Consider the following 12,467-nt stretch of genomic DNA (forward strand, 5'->3'; position numbering starts at 1 on the left):
TGACACAGGCTGCCGCCATCGCCGCGTTTCATAAGGCTGGACGCGATAGCGCCGGTATGGTATTTCTCGTTCCCTTCGACGGATCACCGCTCGCAGACGCCGCGCTCGACCGTGCCGTCGCCTACGCTGAAGCGCTCGGCGAGGACGTCGTCGCTGTCGCGTTCATCCCGACCGGGGCCGACTACGCCGAGCGCCGCCGCCGTGTCGACCCCACTGAGGACTTCGCCGCGGAAACCGCCGCAGACGACCTCCGGCGCAAAATCGAGGAGGCGACCGACGACTCCGAACTCCGCTACGACGACGTGAGCGCCCACTCCACCAGCGAACTGTCGACGACGATCAGACAGAGCGCCCGGGACGTCGATGCCAGTGTCGTGTTCCTCGGCAGCGACGACACCGAGGACATCGTCGTCCCTATCGACGAAGTCACCGACGGCGAGACCTACGACATCCACATCGTCCGTCAGGCCTAGGCGGTTCAGCGACTCGACACGCTGGGTGGAATCGTAGTATGAGGGCTTTTACTCGCGGGGCGCGACGCCCCGTGTATGCGAACACTCGCTTTCGACGGCCGGATGGGCGCAGCCGGCGATATGCTTCTGGGGGCGCTACTGGCTGCCGGGGCCGACCGCGAAGCCCTGGCGCCGGTCGAGGACGCACTCGCTATCGAGTACGCCGTCTCCGATGTGGACCGCTGCGGAATTGCTGCGACGCGTGTCGAGGTACTGCTGACCGGCGCTGCTAGCGACGCTGATGGACCTCACGACCACGCTCACGACGATCACTCGCACTCCCACGACGAGGGACACGGCCACACTGGGGACGACGACGGATATTCTCATACCCACGATGAGCACGACCACACCCACGCCGAGGGCCACGGCCCGAGCCGAACGTACGCCGAGGTGGTCGAACTCGTCGAGGAGATGGACCTCTCGAAGTCCGTCAAGGCGGACGCGCTGGCCATCTTCGAGATACTTGGCGAGGCCGAGGCGTCGGTCCACGGGACGGACCTCGACGGGACGCACTTCCACGAGGTCGGGGCCGACGACGCCATCGCCGACATCGTCGGTGCCTGTCTCCTGCTGGATGACCTCGACGTCGAGCGGGTCGTAACGACGCCGCTGGCGACGGGCGGCGGGAGCGTGGAGATGAGCCACGGCACCTACCCGGTTCCGACTCCCGCAGTAGTCGAAATCGCCGAGCGGGCCGACTGGTCGCTGCAAGGCGGCCCTATCGACAGGGAACTGGTGACGCCGACCGGCGCGGCGATTCTCGCCCACATCGCGGACGGCACTGAGTCGCTGCCACCGCTCGATATCGACGCGTCGGGCTACGGCGCCGGCGGGTGGGACCTCGACGACCGCCCCAACGTCCTGCGGGCGCTGGTCGGCGACGGCGCGGGGCGGCTCCGCCGCGACGAAATCACGGTCCTCGAAACGAACGTCGACGACGCCCCGCCCGAGGTACTCGGCGACCTCCAACGTTCGCTTTCAGAGGTCGGCGCACGCGACGTGTCGATCGTGCCGACGACGATGAAGAAGTCCCGGCCCGGCCACATCGTGAAGGTCATCTGCAGACCGGACGACGCCGAACGGGTCGCGCGTCGGCTTGCCGAGGAAACCGGGACGCTCGGCGTCCGCGAGTCCGGGGCCGGTCACCGCTGGGTCGCCGACCGCGAGTACGAGACGGTCGCGCTCTCCGTCGACGGCGAGGAGTTCGAGGTCACGGTCAAGATCGCAAGCGACACCGACGGTACGGTGTTCGACGTGAGTACGGAGTACGACGACGCCGCGGCTGTCGCGGATGCGGCCGGACTTCCCGTCCGTGAAGTGATGCAGCGGGCCGAGCGGATGGTTTCGCGTTAACCGCTCTCGTCGGCTGCTTCGTCTTCTGAATGGGCCGCTTCCTCGCCGGCTTCCCCCTCGCTCTCGTCGGCCGGGCTATCGCTGTCGTGTTCCGCCAGCGCCTCCTCGACGGTGAGCGAGCCAGTCGCGACCTGCCGGGCGAGGTCCTCGCTGATCGCCCGGTTCGTGTCGCTTTCCTCCCGGGAGCGGTCCTTGATCTTCTGGAGTTCTCCAGCCGTGGGCTCGATAGTCCGACTCTCGATTTCTTCGCCGTCGAGGCGGGCGATGTTGACCGCAGCCAACACGTCGCCCATCCCGCGCGCCCCGGAGCCGAGATACGGCGTCGTCCCCGTTTCGTCGACCAGTTCCACCGGCACGGATTGGATGTCGTCGATGATGCGCGCGCCGACGAGCCGTGCGCCGTCGCCGATGCGAACGACCGGATTGACAGCGTCTTCGACCTCCTCGCGGACGATTTCGCCGACCTCCGCCGCGGGCACCTGAAACGCTGCCACGACCATGTCACCGTGGAGAATCGCGACGCCCGGTCGCTCGCCGGGGTCGATGCCGATGACGGTGCGACCGTCGCCACCGCGGAGTGTCGAAATAACGGCTTCGACGGCCCGCCGCGGCGCGTCCGGGTCCGCCTGCACGACGTCGACGCCGTCAGGGATCTCGACCGACTCCCCGGCTGCGATGACCGCGACGTCGGCCCCCTCGGGCCACTCGTCGCCCGGTTCGATAGTCGTGAACGCTACGCCGCGGTCGCGGAGTTCGTTGACGACGCCGTGGTACACTTCGAAGTCCTCGGTGGCGACGACAATCACGACCGGATTTCGGCCGCCGATTACTTACAAATGTGGGGGTACAGTGGTCCGCGTATATGTTGCAGATAATTACGAGGTACTTGATAATACATCCAGATAAGAATCTCCCCGATCCCTATTACGTTTGACAGGATTTTTATAACAGCTAACTGGAGTGTCAGTGATGGGTCCAGCGGCCAGCACTGATGGAGAAGACGCGGCGTCAGACCCACTGTTCGGTGGTGTCAGTGGTGCCTATCTGGGCTTAATTCTAGCACCGCCAGTCATACCGCTCATCGAGCGTGTCGGCGTCACCGAAGCCTGGACGCTGTATCTGGCACTGATCGTGACGTTCGGGCTTGTAACCACCGGGACGGCCTGGATACTCACCAGTCGACCGACAGTGGCTGTTACACTCGGCGCGACTCGCGCACGCTGGCTTCTGCCGGTGATTGCGGTTGGGTACGCTGTCGTCGGCTTTGCGTCGCTGGAGACGACTGGAATCAGTGGCGTGCTGGCGTTCTTCTTCGGCCTGCTGGCCTTTTTACTCGGAGTTGCTATCGCGACCATGGCACAGACGCGGTACGCCGCTGCGGTCACCGCAGACACGAACGAGCTGACCCGCTGGCGAGCGAGCTGGCCCGAGTCTGCACAGCGCCGGCGGTTGCACGTCGGCGGAGCCATCGCTGGCGTCGCGACCATTGGCTTCGCCGTCGGTGCGGTGTTCGATATCGCCCTGCTCCAGTACTCCGGCCAGGTGCTGTTCCCCGCTGGGTTCGTCCTCCTCTCGACGGGCGGGTCCCGAACCGCCGTTGCGACCGAACGCGGTCTGGAAATCAGACTGCCGGTCGCCAGGCGGTTCTATGCCTGGGAAGAACTGGAATCCTACGACCTCGACGCCGAATCGCTCGTCGTCACCCGCAAATGGGGGTCGGACCTGCGGTTTGCGACGGCCGAAATCGACGACGTGTCGCTCGTCGAGTGGACGCTGGCCGAGCGGCTTTCGGACGACTGACAGTAGTGCTGCCAGGTACCAGCGTTTTTATCGGAACCTGCCCAACCCTTGCCCGTGAGCGAGTACGTCCCGACCGGGTGTGATGCAATCGACGATCTCCTGGGTGGTGGGCTGGAGCGCGGGGCCGTGACGCAGGTGTACGGCCCGCCAGCGGCCGGGAAGACTAACTTCGCCCTCTCGGCGGTGATGGAAGTCGCTGCTGCCGGCGACGCGGCGCTGTACATCGACACCGAGGGGCTCTCCGCAGACCGCATGGAGCAGGTCGCCAAGGGCCGCGCACGCGGGACGGCCCAGACCGTGGACGACCTCGCTGGCCGGCTCATCATCACCGAGGCGCTGGACTACGACGAGCAGGCCGAGGCCGTCCAGGACGCCGCCGAGTTCGCCGCCGAGGTCGAACTCATCGTGCTGGACAGCGCGACCGGGTTCTATCGGCTCCGCCGGGACGACGAGGACGGTGGCGAGACGCTGCGGGACGTGGCCCGCCAGATCACCCACCTGCTCTCGCTGGCCCGCAAACACGACATTGCCGTCTTGTACACGAACCAGGTGTTCACCGACCCGGACAGCGACCGCTCGACGGCGCTTGGCGGCCACACCCTGAACCACTGGTCGGGCGCAATCGTCCGTCTGGACCGGTTCCGCGGCGGCAACCGTCGCGCCACGCTGGAGAAACACCGTGCCAAACCGGCCGGCGACACGGCCCAGTTCCGCATCACCGACGCGGGACTCGTGGGCGACGACACGCCCGAGACGCCGAAGTAGGCTTTTCGTCGAGAAGCAGTGCTGTCAGGCGCGCGCCGTCGCGGCGACGGCCGCGTCGTAAGCGCGAGGGACGAGTCGCACAGGCGAGCGGAGCGAGCCGAGCAACGCAGTCGGCTGGGGAGGCGTGTGGCTGTCGCGGTTTTGTGGCTGTCGTAATTAATGCATACCGCGCGAGCGGAGCAAGCGCGGTTTCGCTCCGAGCGCGGCCCTGGCCGCGACTCGGAGGTCGTTTTTAGCGTAGATTTTTGCAAAGGGGGTTCCCGCAGCGCCGCAGGCGCGAGGAAACCCCCTGCAGTAAAAAGGTACTCTCAGTAGATGAGGTCGTCGTCGTTCTCGACCATGTACAGCGTCCGCGCGGCGATGTTGACAGCGTGGTCCCCGACCCGCTCGATGTCCCGAATCGTCAGCAGCAGGCGGGATACGTCGGCCATCAACTGCTCGATTTCGGCCTCGCTGGAGTCGGCGTCGATCTCACGCTCGATGAGGTCGCGTACGACCGTCTCGGAGGCGGCCTCACAGCGTTCGTCCACCTCGTCGTCGATGTCGGCGATAGCGTAGCACTGGTCGGCGCTCTCGTCGCCGTAGGCTTCCATGGCGTTCTCGACCATCTCGATGGTCACGTCGGCGACCTCCTGAATGTCGACCTCGGGGTACACGTCGCGTTCGGCCTCCAAGGAGTACTCGCCGAGGTTCGTGGCGAGGTCACCGATACGTTCGAGGTCGGTGATGATCTTGAACGACGCGGCGATAAAGCGGAGGTCGGACGCGACCGGCTGTTGCAGCGCCAGCAGGTCGATACAGTCCTGTTCGAGGTCGAGATACAGCTGATTGATCTCGTGGTCACCCTCGATGACCTCCCGGGCCATCTCCTCGTCTTTCTGTTCGAGCGCATCCAGGCCAAGCCGGAGCCGCTCGAGGACGATCTCTGACATATAGAGGACATCCTCGCGGAGCGAGTTCAGTCCCTCCTGATAGGAATCGCGTGGCATAGTCCGGAATGTGCTAGTGGTATGCATCAGCCTTTCCCTTCTCCCAATATCTCCCGATACCGACCGGCGCGACGGTAGCAGCGGGCGTGCTATGCAGGGACAGGCATGCTCGACAGCGAGAACCGGCTACTGTGACACTGCCTCGGCGTCGTCACGGGGACGGATTTCCAGCGTTGTCGCGTCGCCGAGTGCTGTCCCGCCCTCGACGCGCTCGACGCGCAACACCACGTCCTGTGGCGTTGCACAGCCACAGCTCACGAACTCGTCCCACTCATCGCCAACAGCCACTGGGCCGCCGTGGGCGCGTCGGAGGTACTGTTGATAGGTGTCCCCGCGGAGTTCGTCGGCTATCCACTCGGTATCGACGCCTGACCACGGGTCCCCATCGGCGATGCTGGGGGCAAACGAGAGCACGAGACGGTCCGCAACGGGAGTCATACACTGGCTGAGGCGGGAGACAGGCTTAGTCCCTTGGGAGCGACCGCCTCGGCGCGGCTACAGTTTGTCGTTGACCGCTTCCAAGCAGTCGGCGTCGACGAACACCACGACGTGATCGCCGGGTTCGATGACGGTGTCACCACGGGGGATGACCAGTTCGCCGCCGCGGCTGATAGCCCCGATGACCACGCCGGTCGGCAGTTCCTGCACCGATTCCTGAATCGGCCGTCCAGCGAGGACGCTGTCGGCGGCTACCTCGATTTCCAGCACCTCGGCGCGGTCGGATTCGATGATAGCAACCTTCGTCGCGTCGTACTCCCGGGTGAACCGCGTAATCTCTTCGGCGGTCGTCTCGCGGGGATTGACGGCCACGTCGACGCCGACGGCCTCGAACAGGTCGACGTACTCGCCGGAGTTGACGACGGCGACGGTTCGCTCCGCGCCGAGCCGCTTGGCCAGCAGCGTCACCAGGAGGTTCTTTTCGTCGCTGTCGAGCGTCGCAACCACGGCGTCGGCGTCTGAGACGTGTTCGCGCTCGAGGAACTCGCTATCCGTTGCATCACTCTCAAGCACGGTGGTTCCCTGCAGGTCCTCCGCGAGTTCGCGCGCTCTGTCGTGGTCTTGCTCGATGAGCCGTGGCTTGATGCCGCGATCCTGGAGCAGTCGTGCGGTGTGATAGCCGACATCACTCCCCCCGACGATGAGGACGTTCTGGGTCGCCTCCGACTCCGGTGCGATCTCGGTCGCGAACTGGCGAACGCTCTCGCAGCTGCCGATGACGACGAGATCGTCGCCTGCTTTGATGACTGTCTCCCCACGCGGGATGATGACTTCGTCGTCACGCAATACGGCAGCGAAGGTCAGGGATTCGTAGCGGTCAGCCTCCGCGACGGTCAGGTTCGTGATTGGACTAGACTCACGAACCTCGAACTCCCCCATCTGGACCTGCCCGTCGACAAACGTTTCCACGTCACGCGCGCCGGGGAGCCCGATGACGCGAGCGATGTTCTCCGCGGTGAGCAGGTTCGTCGCAACCATGTGGTCCACGCCGAAGGCGCCACCGGACTTCTCCCAAGTCCGGAGGAACTTCGCGCTCTTGACGCGGGAAATCGTGAACGGGTCGGCGGCCGTTACCGCCGTCCCGCAGGTGACGATGTTCGTCTCGTCGTCGTCGGTACTGGCGATGAGTACGTCGGCTTTCTCGATACCGGCCTCTGCGAGCGTGTCGAGTTCCGCGCCATCTCCTTCGACGCCGAGCACGTCAGCCTCGTACATCAGGGCCTCCACACGGTCAGGGTCGATATCCACAACGGCGACTTCGTGGCTTTCGGCGAGGCTCTCGGCGATGTTCGAACCGACCTCGCCCGCACCGACGATTACGATATACACGGCTGTGCCTCCGCCTGATACATGTGCATCAGCTTTCCACCGATAGGTGAAGTGTATTTTCATCCGGCTGGCAGGCCAACTCCATCGGGGCGGCCGGGCTATCGAACCCGGCGATGAACGAGTGCTGATCTATCGGTGAAGATGCAGCCTTCGAGCCACTTACGGCTCATCCCGGAGCGGCACGTCTAACCAGGGACAGAGGGCTGACCGACGCTGGAACCGTTCGACCGCATCGAACGACTCTTTCGTCTCTTCGATAGCCTTTCGCATACTGGCGTAGTCGGTCATACACACTTCATCTGTCGCCCCACCGTTTGATTATATGCTTCTTTACGCCCGCTACCTGGCCGGTAGACACGTACTTCTGTCGGTCGCTCGCGTCGGTCTGTTCGTCGAACCGACCTCGGCGACTGTGACGCGATAGCTACACAGATCTTGTCCAAGATTCTGGCCAACGCGTGGCGGACACTTGGCGGACCGTTCGCTTAGTAGCAGGTGACTACTCTCCCGTCGCTAGTCGGCGTGACTGCCACTCACCGTCACGCTGGCAGCTTAGTGACTATTTGTAGACGTGGCTGTGGACGCGAGTACGAGAAGATGGACTGCACTAGATCTGACTGTCGGCAGCAAGCGTTATCCGCCTCCGGGTGTGCCACTGTGTCACGCATCTCTCCAGTACGTAGCTTATTTCTCCGTATCGAGAGCGGCCCGCAGACGGTCAGCAAGTGACTGTGGTGCCGACAGTGAGAGCCGATGGCTCACCGCCAGTGCTACAAACACCACGCTCACGACGAGCGCGACGGCGATGCCCGGCACTGTGACCCCGCTAAGTGCGAGTCCGCCGACGGTAATCAGTGTGGCACACGCGGTCCCGAGATACCGACCTGACCACCGCTCATCGGCCGAGGTGTGAGCACCTGTCCGGTCGTGATCGATGACGGACTCAGTCGACGGCGTCGACTCCGCGTCCGGCGTCGACAGGAGCGATGGTTCCTCGTCGAGATACCCGTCGAAGGAGTCCGCGAGTGCGGTCGCTTCGACGAGTCCGCGGTCCTGATTGTAGTTGATGACGCCCGCGTCGTCCATCTTCGGGAGGTGGGACTGGTACAGCGCGATGTAGACGCGCTGGCGCTGTTTCGAGCGGAGCGAGTCGACCGTCGTGTCGTGTTCCAGCGCCGCGATGTGTTCTGCGATGTCGCTCATATCGGCCGGCTCGTCGCCGGAGTGTTCGTGGAGGTACTTGAGGACCAGGCGGCGGCGACGACACTGGAGGACGTGGAAGAGGTCGTCGCGGGTGAGTTCGTCGCTCGATGTGGACTCCGAAGACGACGACTCCTCTGTCGCGGACTCCTCGGCCTCAGTTGTCGTGGGGTCGGAAGTCGTTTCAGCTATGGACATGTTCGCTCGTTCCTTTTCCAGCAACCGACATATACCGGGTCGACTGTTCCGCCGATTGCGACTGTTTCACCGATTTAACGGGTCGATAATGGCCGACTTACCCGGGGCCAACGTGCGATAAAATAACGTTCTGAAGTGCCTACACCTATTTGCTGGGGGTTTCGGGTCAAGAACTCTGTTCCACGGCTGTTTCACACAGCATACTAAATTGTTTCATCACTACGACGGTAAATAATGTCTACAAATACACATATGTGCAGTTGCGGTAGGCGTTGTTTCCCGGGCTAATTCTGCCGTTTGTCGGCCATAGAAGGGTCAGAGGGCGAAAGTTATCGTTTCTATGTGTCTGTCGGCTATCGGTGTGGCTTCAGTTGCGACTGTCGTGACAGTGGCGAATAGTTTCACTTGGCGGAGACACACCCGAAAAACGCCGGTAGTGAACAGTGATGCCACTATCGACCCGGCTATCCGAGCCGTGAGCCAGTTTATCCGCCGGGCGTCGGTGGCTTGATATCGCCTGCGTGTGGCGAGTTCGCGGCTGCGGGTTTCGCCCGCTCCAGACAGATGAGGTTCTCCCTGCCGAGACGGATCTTGACGACCTCGTCGTCGTCGACCATCCGCGAAAGGAGGCGGCTGACCTTCGCTTTCGACCAGTCCGTCGCCTCGACGATGTCGGTCTGGTGCATACGGCCGTTCTCGACTTGCAGCATCAGTTTCACGAGCCGCGCGTCAGGGGTGAGTTCCCAGTCGGCTTGCTCGAAGGCTTCAGCCGCGGTGTCCGCGTCGATGTCTGCACGGTCAGCTTCGGCCACCCTGTCCGTCGCCTCGATTTCACGGTTGACCTCGATAATCTCTCGGTCCAGTTCGAGGCGGCGATAGATGTACAGTCTGGCCGCCACGGAAAGCTCCGTGACCCAGCCACGCCTGATCGCCGCGATTGCCACCCCGATCCCAATGAGGAACCCAAGAAGCGAACTCGTCACCCAGACTGGCGTCAGCATGCTGTTCGGATTCGTTCCCCAGGCGACTTCCTGGCGATCGGTCAGGAAGTCACCGTCCGAATCGGCCGCGAGCGGGTCCGTTCCGAGGTCCGAAACCTCGCGCCCGTCGCTGAGACCATCGCCGTCGGTATCAGCGGTGGTCGGGGACGTGCCAGCCGCCAGTTCCTTTCCGTCGTCGAGGCCGTCATCGTCCGTATCGCTCTCGGTAGGTGCGGTGCCCGTTTCGAGTTCTGTCCCGTCTGTTACCCCATCTCCGTCAGTGTCTGCGACTGTCGGGTCCGTGCCTATGGCCAGCTCTCGCCCGTCGGCGACCTCATCGGCGTCAGTGTCAGCCTGTACTGGGTTCGTGCCAATTTCCAGCTCCCGACCGTCGAGAACACCGTCGTCGTCCGTGTCTGCGTCGGTCGGGTCGGTCTTGCCGGACGCCTCTCGCTGGTCGGACAGCCCATCGCCGTCAGTATCGGCGACGGTCGGATTCGTCCCAAGTGACAGTTCGCGCTCGTCCGACAGCCCGTCGCCGTCCGTGTCCCTCTGTCGCGGGTCAGTGCCCTGTTGAAGCTCAGTCCTGTCGGCGACACCGTCTTCGTCAGTGTCTGCGGCCGCTGGGTCCGTCCCGTGCTGGTGGACCTCTGTCCCGTCCAACAGCCCGTCACCGTCAGTGTCGGCGTCAGTGAGGGTCGTCCCCCGGGCTACCTCGTTGCTGTTGTTGAGCCCGTCGTCGTCAACATCGCCGGCACGCTGAATCGGCTGCAGAGACACCGGCTGCCGATCTAGCGTGGTGTCAGAGCTCGTGTTGGAGAGCGAGATAGAGAGATCATCGAGCCCCGCCGTTCCGGGGGTTGTGAGGGCTGCGGTTCCGTTCGGGCCGACCGGCGTACAGGCCGACGACCCGTTCGCACGCGCACAGACTGAGAGGTTTTCCTGCGGCGAACTGACAGTCACTGCGATCCGATACCCGCTGACCCGCTCGCCGTCTATCCGTTCCCAGACGAACGCGGTTCCGTTCGGCCCGTCCGCAGCAGCCTGTGTGGGCTCGGCCGACTGTATCGCCGGCGCTGTTTCGTTGCCCGCTGCTGTGTATTCAGCATACTGCCCGGCGTCCGCTGCGGTAGCGACACCTACGGAGACAGACGCGACTGTCAAGAGGAGGAGTAAAGCGCAGATCCCGCTCACGATCCGGTGTCTCATACAGTACGAGTGTCACAGCGGGACAATATCCTTTTTGGCACATAGTCTCCTTGTCACTTCTAGACACACCTGATAATTCAATGATGGTTTCGGCTGCGTCCAAACTACTTACTCATCGGATAACCCGAGCTCCGACCCAACGACCTGATCCATCCCCCGCCGAATCCGCTGTGACATCGCCGATGGCGAAATGTCGAGTTTGTCCGCCAGCTCAGCCTGTGAGATGCCACGGGGCACGTCGAAGTACCCCTCTCTGTGTGCCGTCTCGAGCGCGACTTGCTGGTCTGCGGTCAGTCCGCATACGCCGGCGTTTGCCTCCCCAGAGGTCCAGTACAGTCGATCAAGTCTAAACGTGATACTCCGTTCAGAGCACTCAGATCGGAACTGCGACAGTGCCGCTCGCGACCGAAACTGCGCCTGTACCTGCCACTGTCCACCCGTCCCTTCGATGTCGAGCACCCGTCCACCGGCTCGGACGAGCGAGGGCGTGAGTCGGATGGCGCTGTCGGCCACCCTAACCCGATAGACGCGGTTCGTCTCCGTCCAGTCTAACACGACAGGCTCGTATACCGTACTATCCCTCTCCAGTTCTGCTTCGAACTGGTCAAGGCCCTCACCGACGGCTTCTATCACCAGAAAGCTCGACGTCCCGTCATCGACCATCTGTTCCGGACGGACTGTTATGTCCGGCGTGCTCTCGACTGCCTCCGTCAGAACCAGCTCCGGATGACTCAGACACAGATCGACACCGAGGCTGTTCTCCCGTGGTGTCCCATCCGTCTCCGATGGGCTTGCCGGCCCGTGTCCAGCACCATCGACTGGCTGGTCTGCCTCGGTTGCCGATCCCTGGTCGCCGGTGTTGCGCATGTAGACACCAATCGAATCGGGCACAAGGACATTATCACTATATAGATAGTGTCTGACAATATAGAGGCTATACTAATAGCCACTCTGTGGGTCCGGTGTTTGACCACCTGTCGAGACAGAACAGTATCTTCCAATAGCAGGTTTCGCTGGGACAACTCAAACTGAATGAAATAAGTCCTACTTCACGGTGGTTCCGGACTGGCTTCGAGTAGGGTGCTGTCCCACGAAATCAGCCATATTGGCCGATCAGATACGGCATACGCCGGCTGGGTCATCCACCGATCTAGTCAGATACGACAGCGGTCATTCACCTTGTTCCGGTGGTGTTGACGTGGGGTGGACACCCGCAGATTGGCAAAGGACGGTGTTCGGTCGGTTTGTCGGTCTCAGCTGGTCTATTCCACCCTTGCAAGTCATACGAAACGGAGGGGTCGGTGCAGTCGAGCAGTGGTTGCCGGTTGCTATACTTGCAACTTCGCTGCGTTGACTGGCCGCAGTCGGGGCAACGTTCTCAATCCATTGGAATGTATAGACGATTATGGGCGACCCAGCGTGTTACCGCGACTACTGTCCTGCATGTGACGCGCAGGTAACGATCACTGACGGTGAGTGTCCGGACTGTGGCACGAGCTTAGAGTCGTACGAGGCATAGAACCGATTGAGATTTCACTCGTTGTGGGGTCTCCATAGTTCAGTTGGAGCGAGACCTGAATGATTGTGACGACTAACTACACTCGGCCCGGGAGATGAGGAATCAGTCAGAA

General features: G+C 62.9%; 12 protein-coding genes. 4 read left to right on the plus strand and 8 right to left on the minus strand.

Annotation, left to right across the window (positions count from 1 at the left end):
* Window positions 1-56 precede the first annotated feature (56 nt).
* Both ACNO8S_RS10105 and larC read left to right on the plus strand, forming a co-directional pair.
* Window positions 57-473 (plus strand): universal stress protein, encoded by a 417-nt coding sequence (locus ACNO8S_RS10105; protein ID WP_420181865.1) that lies wholly within the window; start codon window positions 57-59, stop codon window positions 471-473.
* Between the two features lie 75 nt (window positions 474-548).
* On the plus strand, window positions 549-1,868 hold the full coding sequence (larC, locus tag ACNO8S_RS10110) for a nickel pincer cofactor biosynthesis protein LarC (protein ID WP_420181866.1): 1,320 nt from the start codon (window positions 549-551) through the stop codon (window positions 1,866-1,868).
* Here the strand turns inward: larC and ACNO8S_RS10115 are convergent.
* Window positions 1,865-2,674, minus strand: a complete 810-nt coding sequence (locus ACNO8S_RS10115; protein WP_058990830.1) for a hypothetical protein — start codon at window positions 2,672-2,674, stop codon at window positions 1,865-1,867. The two genes, larC and ACNO8S_RS10115, sit on opposite strands and share 4 nt — an antisense overlap.
* A gap of 163 nt (window positions 2,675-2,837) precedes the next feature.
* On the opposite strand from ACNO8S_RS10115, the gene ACNO8S_RS10120 reads away from it, so the two are divergent.
* Window positions 2,838-3,668, plus strand: a complete 831-nt coding sequence (locus tag ACNO8S_RS10120; protein ID WP_420181867.1) for a hypothetical protein — start codon at window positions 2,838-2,840, stop codon at window positions 3,666-3,668.
* 54 nt (window positions 3,669-3,722) lie between these two features.
* Window positions 3,723-4,433, plus strand: a complete 711-nt coding sequence (gene radB / locus ACNO8S_RS10125) for a DNA repair and recombination protein RadB (protein WP_008311538.1) — start codon at window positions 3,723-3,725, stop codon at window positions 4,431-4,433.
* 308 nt (window positions 4,434-4,741) lie between these two features.
* Here the strand turns inward: radB and phoU are convergent, their stop codons facing one another.
* The 7 genes from phoU to ACNO8S_RS10160 all read right to left on the minus strand — a co-directional run bounded on the left by phoU (window position 4,742) and on the right by ACNO8S_RS10160 (window position 11,703).
* A complete protein-coding gene (gene phoU / locus ACNO8S_RS10130) occupies window positions 4,742-5,422 on the minus strand; it encodes a phosphate signaling complex protein PhoU (RefSeq protein ID WP_050036799.1) in 681 nt (226 codons plus the stop codon).
* Window positions 5,423-5,548: 126 nt separating this feature from the next.
* Window positions 5,549-5,860, minus strand: a complete 312-nt coding sequence (locus tag ACNO8S_RS10135) for a hypothetical protein (protein WP_151103595.1) — start codon at window positions 5,858-5,860, stop codon at window positions 5,549-5,551.
* Window positions 5,861-5,917: 57 nt separating this feature from the next.
* Window positions 5,918-7,249: a Trk system potassium transporter TrkA gene (gene trkA / locus ACNO8S_RS10140; protein ID WP_050036800.1), complete on the minus strand. Its 1,332-nt coding sequence runs from the start codon at window positions 7,247-7,249 to the stop codon at window positions 5,918-5,920.
* Between the two features lie 159 nt (window positions 7,250-7,408).
* Window positions 7,409-7,537, minus strand: a complete 129-nt coding sequence (locus ACNO8S_RS10145; RefSeq protein WP_255355535.1) for a hypothetical protein — start codon at window positions 7,535-7,537, stop codon at window positions 7,409-7,411.
* Window positions 7,538-7,933: 396 nt separating this feature from the next.
* Window positions 7,934-8,647 carry a DUF7344 domain-containing protein gene (locus ACNO8S_RS10150; protein WP_420181868.1) on the minus strand — a complete coding sequence of 238 codons (714 nt, stop codon included), beginning with the start codon at window positions 8,645-8,647 and terminating at the stop codon, window positions 7,934-7,936.
* A gap of 485 nt (window positions 8,648-9,132) precedes the next feature.
* Window positions 9,133-10,836: a DUF7343 domain-containing protein gene (locus ACNO8S_RS10155; protein WP_420181869.1), complete on the minus strand. Its 1,704-nt coding sequence runs from the start codon at window positions 10,834-10,836 to the stop codon at window positions 9,133-9,135.
* 108 nt (window positions 10,837-10,944) lie between these two features.
* Window positions 10,945-11,703, minus strand: coding sequence for a helix-turn-helix domain-containing protein (locus ACNO8S_RS10160; RefSeq protein ID WP_129755361.1), 759 nt, complete (start codon window positions 11,701-11,703; stop codon window positions 10,945-10,947).
* Window positions 11,704-12,467 lie beyond the last annotated feature (764 nt).

It is taken from the genome of Haloarcula sp. KBTZ06 (genome assembly GCF_048595605.1).
Taxonomy (GTDB): Archaea; Halobacteriota; Halobacteria; order Halobacteriales; family Haloarculaceae; genus Haloarcula; species Haloarcula hispanica.